Origin of the sequence: Oceanisphaera ostreae (assembly GCF_042676125.1) — a bacterium.
GTDB classification, from domain to species: Bacteria; Pseudomonadota; Gammaproteobacteria; order Enterobacterales; family Aeromonadaceae; genus Oceanimonas; species Oceanimonas ostreae.
Genome location: NZ_JBHTJS010000003.1, coordinates 54,793 through 75,200 on the forward strand (window position 1 = coordinate 54,793; position 20,408 = coordinate 75,200).

General features: G+C 48.2%; 16 protein-coding genes and 1 pseudogene. 6 read left to right on the plus strand and 11 right to left on the minus strand.

What is annotated here, in order from left to right; translation table 11 throughout:
* Positions 1 to 250: 250 nt before the first annotated feature.
* The gene (locus ACFQ1C_RS01610; RefSeq protein ID WP_379556785.1) at positions 251 to 1,249 is read right to left on the minus strand and encodes a sensor histidine kinase; all 999 of its coding nucleotides are present in this window, start codon (positions 1,247 to 1,249) and stop codon (positions 251 to 253) included.
* 878 nt (positions 1,250 to 2,127) lie between these two features.
* Between ACFQ1C_RS01610 and phnD the strand changes: the two genes are divergently transcribed.
* The 4 genes from phnD (at position 2,128) to phnE (ACFQ1C_RS01630) (ending at position 5,644) form a co-directional block, all read left to right on the plus strand.
* On the plus strand, positions 2,128 to 3,093 hold the full coding sequence (phnD, locus tag ACFQ1C_RS01615; protein WP_379556786.1) for a phosphate/phosphite/phosphonate ABC transporter substrate-binding protein: 966 nt from the start codon (positions 2,128 to 2,130) through the stop codon (positions 3,091 to 3,093).
* A 70-nt stretch (positions 3,094 to 3,163) separates the two neighbouring features.
* Positions 3,164 to 4,009, plus strand: coding sequence for a phosphonate ABC transporter ATP-binding protein (gene phnC, locus ACFQ1C_RS01620; protein WP_379556787.1), 846 nt, complete (start codon positions 3,164 to 3,166; stop codon positions 4,007 to 4,009).
* On the plus strand, positions 4,006 to 4,815 hold the full coding sequence (gene phnE / locus ACFQ1C_RS01625) for a phosphonate ABC transporter, permease protein PhnE (RefSeq protein WP_379556788.1): 810 nt from the start codon (positions 4,006 to 4,008) through the stop codon (positions 4,813 to 4,815). The genes phnC and phnE (ACFQ1C_RS01625) overlap by 4 nt, the downstream gene beginning before the upstream one ends.
* A gap of 13 nt (positions 4,816 to 4,828) precedes the next feature.
* The gene (gene phnE, locus ACFQ1C_RS01630) at positions 4,829 to 5,644 is read left to right on the plus strand and encodes a phosphonate ABC transporter, permease protein PhnE (protein ID WP_379556789.1); all 816 of its coding nucleotides are present in this window, start codon (positions 4,829 to 4,831) and stop codon (positions 5,642 to 5,644) included.
* Positions 5,645 to 6,359: 715 nt separating this feature from the next.
* Here phnE (ACFQ1C_RS01630) and ACFQ1C_RS01635 read toward each other — a convergent pair.
* The 8 genes from ACFQ1C_RS01635 to ACFQ1C_RS01670 form a co-directional block, all read right to left on the minus strand.
* Complete coding sequence (locus ACFQ1C_RS01635; protein ID WP_379556790.1) at positions 6,360 to 7,847, minus strand: sigma-54 dependent transcriptional regulator; 1,488 nt, start codon at positions 7,845 to 7,847, stop codon at positions 6,360 to 6,362.
* 1,545 nt (positions 7,848 to 9,392) lie between these two features.
* The gene (gene fliS / locus ACFQ1C_RS01640) at positions 9,393 to 9,788 is read right to left on the minus strand and encodes a flagellar export chaperone FliS (protein ID WP_379556791.1); all 396 of its coding nucleotides are present in this window, start codon (positions 9,786 to 9,788) and stop codon (positions 9,393 to 9,395) included.
* Between the two features lie 13 nt (positions 9,789 to 9,801).
* Positions 9,802 to 10,113, minus strand: a complete 312-nt coding sequence (locus ACFQ1C_RS01645) for a hypothetical protein (RefSeq protein WP_379556792.1) — start codon at positions 10,111 to 10,113, stop codon at positions 9,802 to 9,804.
* Positions 10,110 to 11,498: a flagellar filament capping protein FliD gene (gene fliD, locus ACFQ1C_RS01650; RefSeq protein ID WP_379556793.1), complete on the minus strand. Its 1,389-nt coding sequence runs from the start codon at positions 11,496 to 11,498 to the stop codon at positions 10,110 to 10,112. The genes ACFQ1C_RS01645 and fliD overlap by 4 nt, the downstream gene beginning before the upstream one ends.
* 27 nt (positions 11,499 to 11,525) lie before the next feature.
* On the minus strand, positions 11,526 to 11,933 hold the full coding sequence (locus ACFQ1C_RS01655) for a flagellar protein FlaG (protein ID WP_379556794.1): 408 nt from the start codon (positions 11,931 to 11,933) through the stop codon (positions 11,526 to 11,528).
* Between the two features lie 220 nt (positions 11,934 to 12,153).
* Positions 12,154 to 13,626, minus strand: coding sequence for a flagellin (locus tag ACFQ1C_RS01660; protein WP_379556795.1), 1,473 nt, complete (start codon positions 13,624 to 13,626; stop codon positions 12,154 to 12,156).
* A gap of 1,151 nt (positions 13,627 to 14,777) precedes the next feature.
* Positions 14,778 to 15,101: a helix-turn-helix domain-containing protein gene (locus ACFQ1C_RS01665; RefSeq protein ID WP_379556796.1), complete on the minus strand. Its 324-nt coding sequence runs from the start codon at positions 15,099 to 15,101 to the stop codon at positions 14,778 to 14,780.
* Complete coding sequence (locus ACFQ1C_RS01670) at positions 15,101 to 16,453, minus strand: type II toxin-antitoxin system HipA family toxin (protein ID WP_379556797.1); 1,353 nt, start codon at positions 16,451 to 16,453, stop codon at positions 15,101 to 15,103. Before ACFQ1C_RS01670 ends, ACFQ1C_RS01665 begins: the two co-directional genes overlap by 1 nt.
* Positions 16,454 to 17,233: 780 nt before the next feature.
* Between ACFQ1C_RS01670 and ACFQ1C_RS01675 the strand changes: the two genes are divergently transcribed.
* Both ACFQ1C_RS01675 and ACFQ1C_RS01680 read left to right on the plus strand, forming a co-directional pair.
* On the plus strand, positions 17,234 to 17,479 hold the full coding sequence (locus tag ACFQ1C_RS01675; protein WP_379556798.1) for a helix-turn-helix domain-containing protein: 246 nt from the start codon (positions 17,234 to 17,236) through the stop codon (positions 17,477 to 17,479).
* A gap of 97 nt (positions 17,480 to 17,576) precedes the next feature.
* Positions 17,577 to 17,747, plus strand: coding sequence for a hypothetical protein (locus ACFQ1C_RS01680; protein WP_379556799.1), 171 nt, complete (start codon positions 17,577 to 17,579; stop codon positions 17,745 to 17,747).
* Between the two features lie 437 nt (positions 17,748 to 18,184).
* On the opposite strand, the gene ACFQ1C_RS01685 is transcribed toward ACFQ1C_RS01680, so the two are convergent.
* Together ACFQ1C_RS01685 and ACFQ1C_RS01690 are read right to left on the minus strand one after the other, a co-directional pair.
* Positions 18,185 to 19,540 carry a Fic family protein gene (locus ACFQ1C_RS01685; RefSeq protein ID WP_379556800.1) on the minus strand — a complete coding sequence of 452 codons (1,356 nt, stop codon included), beginning with the start codon at positions 19,538 to 19,540 and terminating at the stop codon, positions 18,185 to 18,187.
* A 628-nt stretch (positions 19,541 to 20,168) separates the two neighbouring features.
* Positions 20,169 to 20,327, minus strand: a pseudogene (locus tag ACFQ1C_RS01690) (type II toxin-antitoxin system RelE/ParE family toxin); the annotation flags it as partial.
* Between the last annotated feature and the right edge of the window lie 81 nt (positions 20,328 to 20,408).

Sequence of the window (20,408 nt, forward strand, 5' to 3'; positions counted from 1 at the left end):
CTGTCTTACCGATACTAAATCTACGTCATGCTGAACTAGATTCAGTATCGGCATAACGGACTCGGTACCTCGCATTTAGTACCAAAGCCTCAAACGAGATCCTGACTTGCGTCAGGATGACAGCTGAAATACGGTGTTCGCCGCTGTTTTAGTTAAGATCTCACCAATTAAATACCTTTCAGATCTGATCACTATTTTTCCGTGTTCTTCCGTGTATTCCGTGTATTCCGTGGCAAAAAATATCTAGTCTTTAAGGTACTTTTGCCAGAGGCAAAAACAGGCTGAAACAGCTGCCTTCACCTAATACCGACTGCACTGTTACACGGCCTTGGTGGGCGCGCATAACTGCCATTACCGCAGCTAACCCCAGGCCAGTGCCTTGGCTGCGGGTGGTAAAAAACGGCGTGAATACCTTATTCAGCAAGTATTCATCCATGCCTTTGCCGTTATCCTGCACCCTAATTTCAACTTCATTATCTGGTGCCGCCACTAGCAGCACATTAAGCTCGCTCGCCCCCGCTTCGGTGGCATTTTCTAGCAAATTCAACACGATCCCTTGCAGCGCATGAGCATTGGCCAGCACTAAAGTCGGGCCACTCATGGTGTTCGACAAGGTTAACTTGGCGCCCTTGGTCACCAGCAAAGAGCTCGCGGCCTCAACACACTCAGGCAGCAACACCGTTAAATCCAGTTTACCCGCCAGCGGCGCTTGATCGGGCCGTGCAAACAGTAAGATGTCACTTATTTGACGTTCTATATCGTTTAACCGCGCCACCAAACGCTGTTGAAACAACTCACGCTGACGGTTACTAAGGTGCGGGGCCGCCAAGTTCGCGCCATACAACATGGCGGCAGATAAAGGAGTACGAATTTGATGGGCCAATGTGGCGGCCATTTGCCCTAACGCCGCCAAGCGCTGGGCATGGCTTTGCTGCTCTACCCAAGCACGAGTGGGTGTCATATCGGTGAGCTGAATTAACTGACCGGGCTGGCCTTCAATATGAGAAATGGCCAGTTGAATACGCCGACCATCTTTAAGAGAAACTTGCAGTCCATCATCCGGTTGCGGCGCAAACACCCGCTCAATCACCGTCGGCCACGCCACACCTTGCAACGGTTCACCCAACATACTTTGTGCGACCGGATTAACCAACGCCACCCGCCCCCGGCCATCCAACCACACCACGCCACTGGGCATAGCATTAACCAAGGCAGTCATACTCAAAGAAGGCTGAACATCAACAGGCATAGCACGCATAACATAAAAGAGTAATAACCTAACCATTCAATATGCATGCCAATCTAATGAGGAGTGAAGAGTACAAGATAAGGTCAAAATCTATTTCGCAACGGAATCCACGGAAGGACGCGGAAAAATTAACATGAGATAAGGTCGAAAAGTACCAAGGGTATTATTGGTAAGAGCAACCTAGCACGCAGCTAAAGCGCTGGCTTACCCCGATCGTCACCCTCGCGAAGGCGGGGGTCCAGTGTCCTTTGCAGACATTTAAAAACCATCCTGCTCCGCAGTCCCTGCTGCTAAAGCGCTGGCTTACCCCTATCGTCACCCTCGCGAAGGCGGGGGTCCAGTGTCCTTTGCAGACATTTAAAAACCATCCTGCTCCGCAGTCCCTGCAGCTAAAGCGCTGCCTTCCCCGCTATCGTCACCCTCGCGAAGGCGGGGGTCCAGTGTCCTTTGCAGACATTTAAAAACCATCCTGCTCCGCAGTCCCTGCTGCTAAGGCGCTGGCTTACCCCTATCGTCACCCTCGCGAAGGCGGGGGTCCAGTGTCCTTTGCAGGCATTTAAAAACCATCCTGCTCCGCAGTCCCTGCAGCTAAAGCGCTGCCTTCCCCGCTATCGTCACCCTCGCGAAGGCGGGGGTCCAGTGTCCTTTGCAGACATTTAAAACCATCCTGCTCCGCAGGACCTGCAGCTAAAGCGATAGCCTACAAAAGTCACAAAGCCGAGTTTTTAACTCAACATTCAACACTAACAACTCAACACTCCGAAGGGGTTTTCCTTAACAGGCTTGTCACCGCACAGACTCTGTATTGTCATAAGTAAGCGTCATGGTTACTGCAGTTGCCCACTCGTTATTCAGCTTTATTAAGCTTCGGAGTTACCATGATGAATACCCCCTTATCTCGTACCTTGCTGGCTGCCACCATAGCAGGCGCACTTGCCACTATTAGCATGACTGCCAGTGCCAATCTATCTTCGCGCTTTACTGACGCCAATGGCGATTTAGTTGCGGATCTGCCGACGGATGAGTCGCAGTGGATCAACCCTAGCACTCTGGTCTTTTCCTATACCCCAGTAGAAGATCCTGCCGTATATGCCGAAGTATGGTCTGACTTTCTTAAGCACATGGAGACGGTCACCGGTAAAAAAGTGCAGTTTTTCCCAGTGCAGTCCAATGCCGCCCAACTAGAGGCAATGCGCGCTGGGCGTCTCCATGTGGCCGGCTTTAACACCGGCTCTAACCCCATTGCAGTAAACTGCGCCGGTTTTGTGCCGTTCACCATGATGGCCGCTGCAGACGGCAGTTTTGGCTACGAGATGGAGATTATAACTTACCCAAGCAGTGGTATTGAGACGGTGGCTGAGTTGGCGGGTCGTAGCATGGCTTTCACCTCGCCAACCTCTAACTCTGGTTTTAAAGCGCCCTCTGCCCTGCTCAATAGTGAGTTTGACTTGGTGCCAGAAAAAGACTTTGATACGGCTTTTTCTGGCTCCCACGACAACTCCATCTTAGGCGTCATCAATAAAGACTATGAAGCGGCGGCCATTGCCAACTCCGTATCTAACCGCATGCTCGCTCGCGACGTGATCAATGCCGATGACTACCAAATTCTCTACACATCTCAAACCTTCCCCACTACTGGCTATGGGCACGTCTACAACCTTCACCCGGATCTTGCCAAAAAAGTCCAAAATGCCTTTTTTAGCTATAACTGGGAAGGCAGCGCCTTAAAGAATGAATTCGCCAACTCGGGTGAGTCACAATTTATCCCCATTACCTTTAAAGAGCACTGGGCGGTGATCCGAACCATAGATGAGGCAAACGACGTGACTTACAAATGTAGCTAAGCCCAGTAACGCTGACGGGGTTCTTTCATCGAATCTCGTTTTTTAACGTTTAAATAAAGGAAGCAACGCTGTGCTGACCCTCTCTCAGGTTAATAAGCGCTATCCCACGGGTGATCATGCCTTGGTGGGAATCGATCTAACTCTGCCACCGGGCCAGGTGATGGCGCTGATCGGTCCTTCTGGAGCAGGTAAGAGTACCCTGATCCGCTGCGTGAATCGTTTAGTAGAACCCACCAGTGGCAGCATTCGCCTAGAGGGCACCGAACTAACCGGTCTCTCGGGTGGAAACTTGCGTAGAGCACGTCGTTCCATGGGCATGATTTTTCAAGAGTATGCCTTGGTAGAACGCCTAACGGTAATGGAAAATGTGCTCTCGGGACGCCTCGGTTATGTGGGGTTCTGGCGTAGTTTTTTACGCCGCTATACGCAAGCAGATATCACCGAAGCCTTTCGGTTGTTGGAGCGGGTGGGTTTATCCCATGCCATAGACAAACGTGCCGACGCCCTCTCTGGTGGCCAGCGCCAACGCGTAGGTATTGCTCGAGCACTCATCCAGCAACCTAACGTATTACTGGTGGATGAACCTACAGCAAGCCTTGATCCTAAAACATCACGGCTCATTATGCGCCTGATCCGCGAGCTCTGTAACGAGCGCCAGCTAGCGGCCATTATTAATATCCACGACGTCGCCCTCGCTCAGCTATTTGCGGATCGTATTGTTGGGCTGCGCGCCGGTAAAATTGTATTTGATGGCCCCCCACAAGAGCTTGATACACAGGCACTCACCACTATTTATGGAGAGGAAGAGTGTGAGAGTCAATTAAATGGCGATGTGGATGGCGAGGTGAAAGAAAGGCAAACCGTAGGCCAGCAGGTATTGCGGCCGTTATCTTGCACGCCTGGTGAAGCCATATGAATCGTCAACAGCTAGCACAGCGGGGGCACTGGCGGAGATTACCGCTCATCCAGAGTGCTAAATGGCGCTGGGGATTAACATTGGGCCTAGCAGCCTATTTGATACTTGCCCTGTCAACAGTCGATGTGAATTGGGATCGGGTTATTGAGGGTGCGGGTCGCGGCCTTAACTTTTTGGCGGCATTTGCTCAACCAGACTTCGCCAGCCGCTCCAGCGACATTTACGAGGGCATCCTCGAAAGTTTATCCATGACGCTCACCGCCACGGTTATTGGCGTGGCGCTGGCCGTGCCCATTGGCCTGGGCGCTGCGCGTAATATATCACCCTGGCCGGTTTACTATCTCTGCCGCAGTATTATTACGGTGTCGCGCACCTTTCAAGAGATCATTATCGCGATTCTATTTGTGGTGATGTTCGGCTTTGGCCCCTTAGCGGGAATGTTAACCCTCGCCTTTGCAACCATTGGCTTTATCGCGAAACTGTTGGCTGAGGACATCGAAGATCTCGACTGGCACCAAGTGGAAGCAATACGCGCCACTGGTGCGAGCTGGTGGCAAATCATCAATTACGCCGTGCAGCCACAAGTAATGCCGCGCCTAATTGGGCTTTCAATGTATCGCTTGGACATTAACTTCCGTGAATCGGCGATCATCGGCATTGTGGGAGCGGGCGGCATTGGCGCTACCCTTAACACCTCCATCAGCCGTTATGAGTACGACACCTCGGCCGCTATCTTACTGATCATTATTGCCTTTGTGCTGCTGTCTGAGTATGGCTCGAGCTATGTGCGTCGCTGGACCCAATAAATAGGATATCGCTATGTTAGTCAATAACCCTAAGCAGAGTGTACCCACTTGGCGCCTGCGCACCACCCGAGCCCAATGGCTAAGCTATTTGGCTTGGCTAGCGGGAGTCTGTCTTTTTTTACTGTGCTGGAAACAAATATCTGACAACACCATGTGGGTGTTTGTAGAAGATGCCGGTAGCCAAGGTGTCGACTTGGTTAGCCGTATGCTGCCACCCGAGTGGAGCTATGCACAGCATCTTTGGCAGCCAATGTGGGACACGCTTAATATCGCTACTCTAGGCACGGCGCTGGGGGTGGCGATGGCTTTTCCCGTGGCTTTTTTAGCGGCCCGCAACACCAGCCCCCACCCAGCCATTCGCAGTGTGGCACTGGTTATTATTGTGGCTTCTCGATCCATTAACTCATTAATTTGGGCCATGCTGCTGGTGACCATTCTTGGGCCTGGCGTGTTAGCGGGAATTATTGCCATCGCCCTGCGCTCAGTTGGCTTTGTAGGCAAACTGCTTTATGAGGCAATAGAAGAGATAAACACCGCACCAGTAGAGGCGATTAGTGCCACCGGTGCCAGCCGCGCCCAGGTAATGAGCTATGGCGTATTACCCCAAGTAATGCCAGCCTTTGCCGGGATCAGTGTTTATCGTTGGGACATTAACATTCGTGAATCTACCGTGCTAGGCATGGTCGGGGCGGGGGGGATCGGTCTACAACTGAATGCCGCTATCAATAGCCTAGCGTGGAGTCAGGTGAGCGTGATTTTTATGATGATACTGGCCACAGTATTAGTGTCAGAATGGGTGTCAGCCCAAATACGCCACGCCACTATTTAGCGTGAAGCGGACAACATAACACCTAAACTCTTTTGCCACGGAATACACGGAAGGACACGGAAAAATAATGATCAGATCGAAGGGAAAGCTGTAAGCGATCAGCTGTAACCATAAGTTTACAGATAAGTCCTCGAGCCAGTGACCTTTATAGGCTGGCCATATTTGGAATAAAGAGTAGCTGACAGTCCCGTCTCAGCGAGATTTAAAAACCATCCTACTCCGCAGTCCCAGCAGCTAAAGCGCAGGCTTACCCCTATCGTCACCCTCGCGAAGGGGGTCCAGTGTCCTTTGCAGGCATTTAAACACCATCCTGCTCCGCAGTCCCTACAGCTAAAGCGCAGGTTACCCCTATCGTCACCCTCGCGAAGGCGGGGGTCCAGTGCCCTTTGCAGTCATTTAAAACTATCCAGCTCCGCAGGCCCAGCAGCTAAAGCGCTGCCTTACCCCTATCGTCACCCTCGCGAAGGCGGGGGGCCAGTGTCCTTTGCTGACATTTAAACACCATCCTGCTCCGCAGCACCTGCAGCTAAAGCGCTGCCTTCCCCCTATCGTCACCCTCGCGAAGGCGGGGGTCCAGTGCCCTTTGCAGACATTTAAAATCATCCTGCTCCGCTGGGCTATAAAGTCGGTATTGGCTGATCGCATACCGCTTCAAGCTTATAGCTCCCGAAGGGTCTTGTTTATCTGACAGCTGAAAGCTTACCGCTGATGGCTATCACTTCGTGATGCCGTACTTTTTCATTTTCTCAACTAAGGTGGTGCGGCGCATGCCTAGGTGTTCGGCGGCTCTGGCTACTACGCCATCATTTACTGCTAACGACTGGCCAATCATGTCCATTTCAATGTTCGCCAACATTTCTTTTAAATTAACCCCCTCCGCCGACAACGCATGAGACATAAACGCCGCCTCTGCTTCTGCGCCTATTGCGAATTCTCCGGCATCATCCAAAGTGCCGTCATCTAGGTTTTGAAAATCAAAAAAATCCGCCTCGCTTTCTACTTCTGGCTCATCGGTGTGAAACATCGACGCTAATGCATCGCGCTCGTCTAGCTCATCGAAAGGGTGCACCAACAACTGTTCGTCGGTTAACGAACGATACTTAATGGGTAAATCAGCTAACTGCACCGTTTGGTTAGGGCACAAAATAAACATGCGCTCTACAAGGTTAGACAATTCGCGCACGTTACCCGGCCAATGCCACTTTTTCAGCGAATCAATCGCATCGCGAGCAAACGATAACTGCGCGTTATGGGTTAGTCGGTGGCGCGCAATCAACTCATTAAGCAACAGCGGAATATCGTCTTGGCGCTGGCTCAGGGCCGGCGCTTCAATCGGGAACACATTTAAGCGATAATACAAGTCTTCACGAAAGCGCTGCTCAACAATCATCTGCTCTAAATCGCGGTGCGTGGCCGCTATTACTCGCACTTTCGCGCTAATAGAACGCGTGCCGCCCACCCGCTCAAAGGTGCGCTCTTGCAATACCCGCAGCAATTTTACTTGCATCGGCAGCGGCATATCGCCAATTTCATCTAAAAACAGCGTACCGCCTTCTGCCAGCTCAAACCGTCCTTTACGGGCCGATACCGCGCCGGTAAAAGCACCTTTTTCATGGCCAAACAGCTCACTTTCTAATAGCTCAGCAGGAATAGCCCCGCAGTTAATGGGAACAAAAGGCCCTTTGGCTTGTAACGATAATTCGTGAATTGCGCGGGCGATTACTTCTTTACCGGTGCCAGACTCACCCAACAACAAGACGTTGGCTGGCTTGTTGGCCACTTGGCGGATCAGGCTTTTTACCTCACACATGGCGCTACTGTCGCCAATTAATAACTCATGCAGCCGGCAGTCTTGCTCAGCAGTCGCCAATACCGGCTGCCAGTGTTGTGCTTGCAACAGCAGTGAGGTGAGCTCGTCATACGTTAGCGAATTAAGGCAGCCGAGTAAGTTAGCGTGCCGACAATCCGTATCGACCAAGCTAATAAAGGCGTGATGAGGGAAGGTTTCTAATAACTGTGCTAAAGAAACGTCCGTGTCCCCGGCTAAAACCGTCAAGTTTTGTGGCTGACTTTGTAACCAGGTTTGATCTTCCGCCCGACTACCACTGCGCCATTCTACCTGCATAAAAGACAGTATGGCTTCCAGCCGCAAGCGTCGTTCTTGGTGGTGATCCATAATCAAGACGCAGCCGTTAAAGCTCATAGGAATTATATCCTTACAATTCAATTTGTTATTCAAAATTCAAGAGGCTTTGTAATACTGCTTAACCCCATTTCAGGGCACAGCATAGCATCACCAAGGGGGCGGTATGCAAGTAACTGCCGTAATTCTGACACAAGCGTCAAAAAAACTCGAGCCAGGCTAAGCGCTCAAACCACCTAAGATTGACCTAGATCAAATCTAGGCTCTTTCGTGAAGGGTGAAGTGTAAAGAGTGAAGCGGACGACATAAAGCCAACCGTTCTTAGCTTAGCTTGGCGCTATCACTATGCCGTCATACCGTGCTCGCCACGGTATCTCGCTCTTAGCACTAAAACCCAAAACCAGATCCTGACGTGCGTCAGGATGACGGCATAAGTGCGAGATCCTGACGTGCGTCAGGATGACGGCATTAAACACAAACACCGCTCTGGTCCTGTGCCGTCATACCGTGCTCGCCACGGTATCTCGCTCTTAGTATTAAAGCCTAAAGCGAGATCCTGATGGTCATCAGGAGGACGGCATAAGTGCGAGATCCTGACGTTCGTCAGGAAGACGGCATAAAGACAGACACACCGCCCTGGGTTGTTCATTAAGCCGTCGTACCGGGCTCGCCCCGGTATCTCGTACTTAGTATTAAAGCCTAAAGCCAGATCCTGACGTGCGTCAGGAAGACGGCTTAACACACAAACACCGCTCTGGTCCTGTGCCGTCATACCGGGCTCGCCCCGGTATCTCGCTCTTAGCACTAAAGCCTAAAGCGAGATCCTGACGTTCGTCAGGAAGACGGCTTAACACACAAACACCGCTCGGGTCTTGTGCCGTCATACCGTGCTCGCCCCGGTATCTCGCTCTTAGCACTAAAGCCTAAAGCGAGATCCTGATGGTCATCAGGAGGACGGCATAAGTGCGAGATCCTGACGTGCGTCAGGATGACAGCATAAAACACAAACACCGCTCTGGTTCTATGCCGTCGTACCGGGCTCGCCCCGGTATCTCGCACTTAGCACTAAAGCCGAAAGCGAGATCCTGACGTGCGTCAGGATGACGGCATTAAACACAAACACCGCTCTTGGCCGTCTTACCGGGCCTGCCCCGGTATCTCGCACTTAGTATTAAAGCCTAAAGCGAGATCCTGACGTGCGTCAGGAAGACAGCTTAAAACACAAACACCGCTCTTGGCCGTCTTACCGGGCTCGCCCCGGTATCTCGCACTTAGTATTAAAGCTTAAAGCTAGATCCTGACGTGCGTCAGGATGACGGCATTAAACACAAACACCGCTCTTGGCCGTCATACCGTTACTGAATCAAGTTCAGCATGACGGCCCCGGTATCTCGCTCTTAGCACTAAAACCCAAAATCAGATCCTGACGTGCGTCAGGAAGACGGCTGTTTTAACCTCAACAAGATCATTTTTCGCCCTTATCTCATCTTAATTTTTCCGTGGGGTCTGCGGATTCCGTTGCGAAAATGTCTTTTATTTTTAGACATAAAAAAACCGAGTACAGGACTAAGCCAATACTCGGTTCTTTAGTCAACAAGCCTAACCTTATGCAGGTACGGCTTGTTGCTCAACCGGAATCGCATCCCAGCTTTCTTTAATTTCACGTAACAGGCGGCTGACGCCTTCTAAGCGCTCGCTGCTGTTTTCGCTGTTGGCCAGCATTAGCTCGCGCACCATAAAATCGTATAAATTTTCTAGGTTAGCGGCAACTTCGCCACCCGCTTCCATGTCCAGCGAGGCTTGCAGCTGCTGCACAATGGTAATGGTTTTGCCAATCAGCTCGCCGCGCTGGCTAAACTTTTCTTGCTCTATGGCAGAACGCGCCTTGGCCAGTCGCTCTAATGCACCCGCCAATAACATTTGTACGATTCGGTACGGGCTGGCGATGTCTCGCTGGCTGTCTACTGCTACCGATTTATAGGCTTTAAGGGAGCCGCGCATGTTTTTCTCCTGATTAATTTTTTTTAACATCACCGTAGGCCCGCACCGAGCGCCGACCTTTTTGTATGTTTGCTAATTTTTCTGCCAATGCCGTACGACTGTGCTCAGCCTGTTCGGCTAGCTGTCGCGAACGTTCAATCAGCTCACTTACCTGCTCGGCATCGAGCATGTCTGTGTCCATACTTTTCGTATTCATAAGTAAGTGCAATAATCGCGCCCGTTCAGCCAAGCGCTGCTCAATGGTATCCGCTTGCAGTTGCTCTGGCTCGGCAAACTCGGCTAACAACACTTCATCTAACTGTTGTAACTGCTTGATTAGACTCACTTCTTGTTACCGCCAAAGGTCGGCATATTCTCGAAAGCACTGATCACCGAGCTAAGCTGCTGGTTCATTTGTGCCACCGCCATGTCCATGGCCGAAAACTGCTTATAAGTACGCTGTTCAAAATTCACCATGTACTCAGAAAAGGTATCGGCTTCTTTTTCCAGTTTTTTCATCTGCTCGTTAAGCGATTCGTTTTTGTTGGTCAGAATGCCTTCTTTACCTACAAATTCTTCCATCAGGGTATCTAGCTTGCTGCTGACCCCCTTTTCTGAAGAAAATAACAAACCTATTTTATCGAAATTATCCGTTAACTGTTTTTTCAGTAAGTCATTATCAAGCTCTATCGTACCGTCTTGTTTGGTGGTAATGCCTAAGTCAGTCAGGCTCTTGATGGGCGCCACTGCGCCTTCTACCGACTCACTCAATAACTGGCGAATCTTTGAGTTCAGGTTACGCGCTGTGCCATCACCGTTTAATGGTCCGGCTCTTTCCGTTTCTGGGTTATAGCTGCTTAACTGATTAATGGTGTTAACTACTTTGTTAAACGACTCAACAAAGCCTTTTAAGTTACCTTCTACTGCACTCTTGTCATAACCGATGGTCAGCTTGGTGTTGGGCTTATCACCAGTGGCATCATTTATTTTTTTAAGATCCAAAGTTACACCGGCAATGGCATCTTTAATTTCATTACTTTGGCTAGTAACCGACGCACCATCAATGGTGATATTCGCATTTTTGGCGGCCTGAATTTCATTGGTTACACCCAGCGCAGCTAAACTGTTACCGTCTTCACCATCATTATTACTGATGCTAGATACTGATATTTGGCTCTCTTCACCGGTTTTATCGGCAAAATACACCAATCGCGAACCGGCATCATCGGTAATAACCGTGGCGCGCACGCCTTTATTGTCTTCGGCGTTATTAATGGCCGCCGCCACATCGGCCAGCGAGCTTTTGTCTTTATCAATATTCACGGTAAAAGACTCATCGCCTACACCCATAGTTAGGCTACCCGAGCCCAGCGCTTTATCCGGTGCAACTGCCTCTGAACCTAATTTGTGCGCTTGCGCCAGCTGAATTACCTGCAAGTTATAGCTACCCGCCACGGCGTTTTTATCGGCTTTGGCGCTCACAAAACCACTTTCGCTTAAACTGGTTGAGCGCTTTTGAAAAGCTTCTTCTTCGCCGAGTTTTTTGAGCGAGGTTTTGAATTCATCCAGTACGCCTTTTAAACCGCCATAAGCAGACAGCTGTACTTCAATATCGTTAGCACGGCGTGCCAACTGTTGCTCTTTGGGCGCCCGCTCGGCTTTTACCGTAATATCAACAAAATTTTGGATCGGAAAGCCCGAGCCAACGCCCGGTAATTTTAAGTCGCCCACAATGTTATCTCCTGTGACTGAGCCAAATTAAGCCTTAGCATCAAGCAGCCCAGTACTGGCTTCGGCTAAGCGTGCGATCACCTCTAACAGCTCTTCGGTAGGAATTTGCCGAATAATATCACCATTTTTTTTATCGACCACACTCACCACATGCCGGCCCGAGTCTTCATCTACTCTAAATTTAAGCTGTTGGTTAAAACTGCCCACAAACGAGTCCATTTGCTCGGCAAGTTCCGCTAACTGCTCGGCCGTTAATGGCTCGGCGACGTGCTCTGATGGTTTAAGATGATTGGCGTTAGTTTTATCCGCCGCCTGCACCGCTTGAGCAGTTTGGGTAGCGCTACTGCCTGCGGGCTGCGTGGTTGCAGCAGGCTGTTTGGTCAGTAAATCCGACGCCAACATCGGTGCTTTAGGTGGTAGGGGCAAAGTATCCATAATGTATCCTCAAGCTAGAGCCATACAGATTAACAAACAAGACGCCGTTTAGCTTAATAAAGTCACGGAACTCTAAATAGTGTTGAGTTGTAAGTGTTGAATGTTGAGTGAAAAGACCTAATTCAACATTCAACATTCAACATTCAACATTCAACATTATTAAACTAAAGAGCTTAAATCAAAAACGGGGGCTAGGCCCCCGATTAATGTATTTAAAAACTTAACCCAAGAGCGACAATGCGGCTTGTGGGATCTGCTTAGCTTGCGCCAAAATTGAAGTACCGGCCTGCTGCAGAATTTGCTGCTTGGTCAGGTTCACGGTTTCTTGGGCAAAGTCCACATCCTTGATCCGGCTCATACCGGCAGCGGCGTTTTCGCGAATGTTAGCCAAGTTGTTGATAGTGCTACCTAAACGGTTTTGCACCGCACCAAGATCTGCTCTTTGGTTGTCAATCTGAGCCAACGCACCGTCGATAACAGATATCGCATCCTGAGCACCTTTTTGTGTCGAAAGGTCAAGTTTATCAGCTGAAGCCAGTGCCGATGCACCAGCTGTACCAACACTTGCATCGGCTGCAGTAACTGCATAAGCCTCAGAAGAATCCAATCTGATAGTGCCCATCGCTCGTGTTGAATTAGTTGTACCTTGGGTCAAAGTTGCAGTATCAGTGTTACTTCCTTTCTGATCTTTACCGATAACAGCAATAGTTTCAGTACCTGCACCTCCAGCGTGATCAAAGTTTTCGATAAGTATATCGTTACCATCAGCATCAACTAATTTGACACCACCGCCATCTGTTGCTTCAGCTGTTACGCCTGTCTCCGAAGACTTGGCATTAATAGCGTCACTAAGAACTGTCAGGTCGGTTATATTAGTTACATTAGCAGAAATACTTGTACCATTAAGATCAAAAGAGATAGAGCCTGCGGTATTCAAACTATTAATTTCGACTTCAGTTTTAGCAGAGGCACTCACACCTGTATCACTGGTAGTTGAGTTTACCTGCTCAGCAATTGTTTTTGCTGATGATGTACCAACAACAGTTACGGTTTTAGCATCTCCTCGACCGTTAATAGTAAGTGCGCCTCCAGCAACGTTGTTAGCACCGGCCGTTGCTGCTGATGCTGTTAATCTACCAAGACCAGTATTTGCACCACTTCCTAATAATTCAATACGTTCAGAACCAACACTTGATGCTTTGGTACTAGATAGCGTTAATCCAATAGTTTCATTGGCTTGGGCACCAACTTGTAGGGATTTAGTACCAAAACTTCCATCCAACAGTTTTTGACCACCAAAAGAAGTGGTCTCAGCAATACGCGTCAGCTCATTTTTTAAAGCACTAACTTCTTTTTGCATCGCATTACGATCTTCTGCAGAGTTCGAGCCGTTTGCAGACTGCAAGGACAAGTCACGCATACGCTGCAGTATATTAGTGGACTCTTGCATGGCGCCTTCTGCGGTTTGGGCGATAGAGATGCCGTCGTTGGCATTTTTCATCGCCACACCCAAGCCACGAACCTGTGAGTTCAAGCGGTTAGAAATTTGCAGACCGGCGGCATCGTCTTTCGCAGAGTTGATGCGGCTACCTGAAGACAAACGCTCCATGGAAGAGGTCAATGCATTGCTAGAGTTAGTCAGGTTACGCTGGGCAGTCATCGCCGAGATGTTGGAATTAACAGTAATCGCCATAATTAAACTCTCCGTTGAGATTTGTTCCGGCGCCATGCCGGTATGCGGTGTTGGTAATGAAGCTGAGCTTTAAGATGAAGCTGCTTCGTTGTTAATTAAGGTATCGGCGTGGGGGTTAAAAACTTTAAGGTTTTTTTAGTTTTTTTTGCTGCTTGCTGAACCAGCTGCCTTAAGTACAAGTGCTTAACCGCCCACCGGCCGGTGTTCTGCCCTTAGTTACAAATGAGTATCGGCAGCAAAGCGGAGAGCTTTAGGGAAAATCAGCGCCCTGCGCCCAGCACCAGGCGCCAAGCTTAAAGCACCAAAACTAACAGTGAGATCCTGACGTGCGTCAGGATGACGGCTTAAAACCTAAGCTGCGCCATTGCCGAAATATTGAAACTTCATTACTTGCAACGAAACCCGCTAAACCCGCGGAAAAATAGGGATAAAATCTAAAAAGGCCTCTTGGCGGGTGAAGGGCAAAGGGGACTAGCTGAGTTAAGCCGGTGAAGGGTAAAGAAGACAAACTGAGAATAGAAACTATGATGTGTCGTCTTGGTTTATGTTGTCCTCTTCACCCTTTACTCTATGTGGTTACACCTGCGGAGTAATGCGAGGGCAAGCGTTCGCCGACAATAACGCACTAACAAGACACCCATGTTAAGAGCGTCCCTTAACATCAAGAGACCTTTCCGTGTTCTTCCGTGTATTCCGTGTATTCCGTGTATTCCGTGGCAGATCTGGGTTTAGGGCTTATTATGCAGACTCAACCGCCAGAAGTTTATCGAGACCCCCATGTTAAGGAGCGCACTAACAAGACACCCATGTTAAGAGCCCCTTAACATCAAGAGATCTTTCCGTGTTCTTCCGTGTATTCCGTGGCAGATCTGGGTTTAGGGCTTATTATGCAGACTCAACCGCCAGAGTTTATCGAGACACCCATGTTAAGAGCGCCCCTTAACATCAAGATCCCTTTCAGATCTGATCCCTATTTTTCCGTGGATTCCGTGTTCTTCCGTGGCAAAGGTGTTTAGGGCTTTAAGTAATGCGAGGGCAAGCGTTCGCCGACAAAACATCAAAAGCGAGATCCTGACGTGCGTCAGGATGACGGCAAAGGGCAAAGGGCAAAAAACTAATACGAGACTCTGATGGGCATTAGTAAAGCTGCTTTAGCGAGTTGAGTCCGGCGCTGTATCTTCAGCCAATAGCTTTTTCATTAGCGCGGGATTACGTGGTAATAAACCTGCTTTTAAACCAAAAGGCCTAAAAATAGCATTTAGCACGGCCAGTGATTGACTGCCGGTGTCTCGCTCTGTATCCGATAAGGTACGTCGGCTTACTTTAACTAGAGCGGCATATTCCGTTTGCGACATGTTCAGCAGGTCTTTTCTCAATGTGCGTAGCAGTTGCCCCTCCGTAATCTCGCCAGTAAACAGCTGCATTAACAGACTTATCAGTAACGCTTCACGCTCATTAGGGCTCGGTTTTTTCATCACAGCTGCCAACCTTGTAATTTCTTATCTAGATAATCGAAGCCGATGACTGGCATACGGATAATGCGTTCAGGTACTCCTCTATGTTCCAGTCGCTGCTTAAGCCCGGTTAATTGTTGTGCAAGCTGGCCGAGTTCGGCCAGCAACAGCGGAGGCTCTACTAAGTCAGCTAATCGCTCAGCAATGAGCTGCCAGTTGTAATTGCCACCCTCTTCTAAAGGGCTACCCCAGGTCATGGTACGCGGCACCATCTCTGGATCCGCTTTCATAGGAGCAAAGTCATAAATAGGGGATAACCAAATACCGTCTGGTTTTTTCAATAAGGCGGTATTACGGCCATGATTATCAGAATTACCGAAAACCACATTCAGCAAGTCTCGCTTGACCCATTCAATAACAAAGGCTTGTCGATTAAACTCATTACCCTGCTCTGTTACTCGGTATTGTTGTTCTAGCATATTGAGTATGTTTCGCAGTGTAGCTGCTTGATCAAGATAGCTCCCCGGCGCTTTATTCAATACCGAGTAAACAGACTCCAGCCCATAACGGGTTAGTTGGCCGTTAACCATTGCTACATCAAAACGCGGTAACCAGAGAGAGGGAAAGTACTCCCCCTCTATCAGGCGCATATTGTGCGTGCTAATGGTACTCATGCCTAAGCTTTGCAGCTCTTGATAATAATGGTATTCGGCGCGCAAAATATCGCAATCAATGGCGCTGCGATTATTACGGGGGAATTTAACTAAATAGTGTTCATCAGGATTAAGCACATCATCTTGAAACGTATCTATCCAGACTTCATCGTCAGCCGAGCATCGCAGTAGCAGTTTAGGTGCTTCACCACCGGCACCGGTTGCGCCGCCACTGGTCGCTCCCATTTGTTGGGCATATTCTAAAAAATCCGTATTACGCTCCACTACCTCAGCAATGGGAAAACGCCGTTGTTTAAGACGGCTACCAGCAGGTAGCTCAGGTAGCGCCTCTTTTATACGCAAATTACCTACCGGCGCTATGGTGCCTTTACATAACAACTCGGTATCTTGTTTGCCAGATGAAGCGTTGGCTAGCCCCAGCTGATTTATCCAATAACGGCGCGCCGCACCGGCAGGAACAATATCATCTAAAAAACCAAACCAACTGGTTGCATCATTGGGTATCATTAGCTCAATGGGCAAAGCTAGGCTGCAAGCATGCTCATCATCTCTTGCTAACCATTGCAAAGCATAATCAAAGTCATAGCCCAACCGTACGGCGCTGCTTCGTCCTAGCTGTGGCTGCTTTAGGGTTAATTCTGCGGCATCATGCCAGTGACCTTGATGGAAAATTTGTATCGTTAATACGATCGATTCCATAGCTCGCCCAATGTGAAATATATTGCTCAATAACGGTAACGATACTCTAAAATGAGCAATTTAACACTCAATAAGGATAGATATTTTTATATATGAGTAATATATCGCTCAATTACATCACAGTATCTCGCTCTTAGTACCAAAAACCAAAATCAGATCCTGACGTGCGTCAGGATGACGGCTTAAGGCATAACACAACGCTTTCTTGGCCGTCTTACCGTGCTCGCCACGGTATCTCGCTCTAGTACCAAAATACCAAATCAGATCCTGACGTGCGTCTGGATGACGGCTAGAGAGTCTAACGTGCCACCCATTGTTAAATACTTATCCATCAAGAGCCCTTTTCAGATCTGATCCCTATTTTTCCGCGGGCTCTGTGGATTCCGTTGCAAAGATGTTTAGGTTTTCGGCTCTTACCCATCAAGATCCCTTTCAGATCTGATCCCTATTTTTCCGTGGATTCCGTGTTCTTCCGTGGCAAAAGGTGTTTAGGGCTTTAAGTAATGCGAGAGCAAGCGTTCGCCTACAAAACCCCAAATCAGATCCTGACGTGCGTCAGGATGACGGCATAGGACGTAACACAACGCTTTCTTGGCCGTCTTACCGTGCTCGCCACGGTATCTCGCACTTCTGTCTTAAGAATGAGATCTTGACGTGCGTCAGGATGACAGCGAAAAACAGTTTGATGTGCTTAACAAATAATAAAACCCCTCTCACAAACGTACAAAATACTCTACAATACCTAGTATAAATCAATATATGTAGAGTATTCTGTACATTATGACGTATTTAGAATTAGGCCAAGCAGTGCGTGAGCTGCGCTTGCAGCAGAAAGTATCACAGCAAAAGATGGCTGATCATTTGGCCATTTCACGCACCACTTTGAATGCATTTGAACTGGGCCGTTCGGGAGACGTAGGCCTGAGAAAGGTAATGAAAATGCTGGATTATTTAGGCGCTGAAATATCACTTCGTGAAAAATCGCCCTTCCCTACTTTCGAGGAACTACGCGATGGCCGTATGTAGCTGACAGCCTGAAGAAAATCAGAGTAAGCGATGAGCAATGCCACATTGCTTCTGTTATAACTCTCGCAATAATCTCATGCTAATAAGGAGCACAGCTATGACGACGCAACGAGTAAAAACACTGATAAATCAAGAATTAAGCCAAGCACAGATCCGCCGCTCTGTAGCTAGTTCAAGTGCTATTGAAACGGGTGAATCATCTGTGGCTATTGAAACTAGGCTGAAGTCCGGCAAGCGAAAATTTCCTGAGCTGACTCTCGCCAACTAAGTAATATCACGCCCTATTTTGCTGTAAAAGTACATCCCTGACTAAACGTTCAACATGCTGATAGTCATCGGCTACACCTGCCTGAATCGCTTTAAAACTCTCTACTCTGAACATGCCCCCATTGTTAAAAGAGCTCGTTAAGATGGCGAGATAAGAGACAACACCCAAACCAACCTGCATATTCAGTCTCTGTTTTGCCTGTCACTTTTGCTTGAGTCTAATCTAAGCCCTTACCATCAAGATCCCTTTCAGATCTGATCCCTATTTTTCCGTGCGTTCCGTGTTCTTCCGTGGCAAAAGGTGTTTAGGGGTTCTAAGTCATGCCGCCTAAGTTGAAATGCGAGAGCAAGCGTTCGCCTGCACAATCGAACCCTAGATCCTGACGTGCGTCAGGATGACGGCATGGGTAAATCGACCGTAGACCAGAAAGCGGCTCGCTAAACTTTTAGTCGCTCCCGCAAGCCGGCTGGTGCCAGATAAATTATTGCTTTGTTACTTTTGTACTTGGAAGCCATTAAGAATTTTTGCTCAACGAGTTGGTTCAAATAGGTACGTGCTGTATTTTCATTAACATCAAGGTCTAATGACACTTGCTTGACGGTAAACGTTTTACCAGGCTGCTTCACCGCTTCTTTTAATATTTCTAATTGGCCTCTTTTTAAGCCTTTAGATACTGAGCTTTTATCAATCCATTCCATAAATTGATAGAAATCACTTTTTTTCGCTTCTATATGATCATGTAGCGAGTTCACCGCTTTAGTTACCACGTCTACTTGATGATAGATGAAATAAGTTAAGTCAAAATCATCAGTTTCCGTATAAACATAGGCAGTATCGTAGTCGCTTCTCTTCTCTTGGATTAGCTTACTAATTGACACATATTCAAATAACCAATAGCCAGACCTTAACATAAACCAATAAAATAACGCCCTCGCCGTTCTACCGTTTCCATCACCAAATGGGTGTGTGTATCCGATCATAAAGTGCAGAATAATCGCTTTAACTAATGGATGAATAAAGCGATCAGACTCAGCACCATCATCACACTCATTCGCGAACGCACACAACTCTTGCAACCGTTCTTTTAACGTACTGGCACAGGGTGGCTCATGAGCAATTTCATTATACATATCGGCAACGGTAACATTATTGTCTATGCGCAGCTCACCAGAAACGGCATCGTTATCAATGGCCTTATAAGTGGCAATGGCATGCAGCTCTAGGATCAATTCAATTGACAAGGGTTCGTCTTTTCTTTCAACGGCCTTTTTCATCAACAAAAAATTATTGAAGATCATTTGCTCTGATTTGTCAGTTGGCTTTCTGTTACTTTCCAACATCTCTTTGGCGACCTTGCGCGTCGTTGACGCACCTTCAAGCTGAGAAGATGTGATCGCTTCTTCCATCATTAGATTACGCACTAAGTAACGATCTTTTTCTCTCGCCGTGATAAAGGAGCCATCGCCAATCGCGTGGCCGCCACCGGTCACTTTGTCTATGTAATGTAATTGCGCGAACAGAGAATTTGGCATGCAGTAACTAAAGTTCAGCTCTGGCGTGTCTGCCTTTAATAACGCTATTTTTTTGGAAATGGTCTGTCTTGCCAACTTGGTGGCAACCCAAGCGTCTTCTTCTGCAACGCCCTTCTCAACTCGCCAAATAAATTTATCCCAATGCAGATACTGTCCGGCTCCATCGGTGGCGCCATAGCGGCCCAATAACGGCAAGATTTTACTTGGGTTAAAGCTCTCCATTAACGTTAAAAATGGTTTAGGTTTCCTGATTCTTGCCATGCAGCCCTCACTAAAACGTAAATTTCTGTTTTTTAGTTTATATGCAGCAACTGGACTCTTCAACGTAAAATCTGATATTTACGTTTGGCGTCTATATTTTTAATGAAGTGCCCGTTAAGCCTGACTGCTGAGCTCATCTAAGATCGGGCCTCAATCTCCCAAACGGTGGGGAAGCCCACCATGACGGCTCCGGTATCTGCTTTATGTTTTAAAACCGAGATCCTGACTTGCGTCAGGATGACGGCATAGGGCGTAACACAACGCTTTCTTGGCCGTCATACCGGACCTGCTCCGGTATCTGCTTTGGTACTTCTGGTTGCTGTATTTTAAACAGGTTTTTCCTGCGGAAAATGCGAGAGCAAGCGTTCGCCTACAAAACACCAAAAGTGAGTTCCTGATGTTTATCAGGAAGACGGCATAGGAAAAAATAATACCAGATCCTGATGGGCATCAGGATGACGGCGAAAAAATACCTTACTACGCCACATCTCGGCTCAATGAGCCCAAAATCAGAGTTTATCGCCATCATGAGCATTGATAGGACCGATGAAGAGCTGAAGTATTGAAGGGGATATGCCGATAGGGAATAGCACGCTAGCAATAAGCTACATTTATTGGGAGTTATTGATTAATAGATAATTTTGACGTCTCGATAGAAATTTTCGTGGGTACCTAGGGCCATTAATTCGAGTGTCACTGTGCCATCTTCATAGCTGTAGCCAAGCAATGTCAGTTGTTTCACCATTTTAAATTTATAGACAAAAAGGAAAGCAAGGTCGCCTTTTTTCTGCTCGCCTAATAGCTAACACCGATCAGTTAAGAAATTTTGGCGATCGGTTGACCGATCCTTATACGGCGTCAGAATACC